This is a genomic window from Streptomyces sp. NRRL S-495 (assembly GCF_000966955.1).
Taxonomy (GTDB): Bacteria; Actinomycetota; Actinomycetes; order Streptomycetales; family Streptomycetaceae; genus Kitasatospora; species Kitasatospora purpeofusca.
Genome location: NZ_JZWY01001206.1, coordinates 1 through 689, shown reverse-complemented (window position 1 = coordinate 689; position 689 = coordinate 1). Strand labels below are relative to the sequence as shown.

Genomic DNA, 689 nt, shown 5'->3' with positions numbered 1-689 from the left:
GGCCAGCAGCGCCTGGGCCTCGATCGGGTCGCCGAGCACGGTGCCGGTGCCGTGCGCCTCCACCATGTCGACCTCGGACGGGGCGAGTCCGGCACGGGCGAGCGCCTCGCCGATGACGCGCTGCTGCGCGGGCCCGTTCGGGGCGGTCAGCCCGTTGCTTGCGCCGTCCTGGTTGACGGCCGAGCCGCGGACGACGGCCAGGACAGGATGCCCCGCGCGCCGGGCGTCCGAGAGCCGTTCCAGCAGGAGCAGACCCAGGCCCTCCCCGAACCCGGCCCCGTCCGCGGCGGACGAGAAGGACTTGCTGCGCCCGTCGGGTGCCAGGCCGCGCTGTCGGCTGAACCCGACGTACAGGCCGGGGGTGGACATCACGGTCACCCCGCCGGCCAGGGCGAGAGTGGTGTCCCCGGAGCGCAGCCCCTGGCAGGCGAGGTGGACGGCGACCAGGGAGGACGAACAGGCGGTGTCCAGGGTGACCGCCGGGCCTTCCAGGCCGAGGGTGTAGGCGATCCGGCCCGAGGCGACGCTGGGGATGGTGCCGGTGCCGAGGAAGCCCTCCAACTCGTCGGGAACCCGGCCGAGCCGGGACCCGTACTCGCTGTAGATCACTCCGGTGTAGACGCCGGTGCGGCTGCCGCGCAGGGTCGTCGGGTCGATGCCCGCGCGTTCCACCGCTTCCCAGGACGCCT

The 689-nt window shown here is 74.5% G+C and carries 1 protein-coding gene; it reads right to left on the bottom strand.

Going from position 1 to position 689, the window contains the following annotated elements; all coding sequences use genetic code 11:
- Nucleotides 1–689, bottom strand: a 689-nt coding sequence (locus VR45_RS40615) for a polyketide synthase (RefSeq protein ID WP_045945004.1), incomplete at both ends; no start/stop codon positions are given.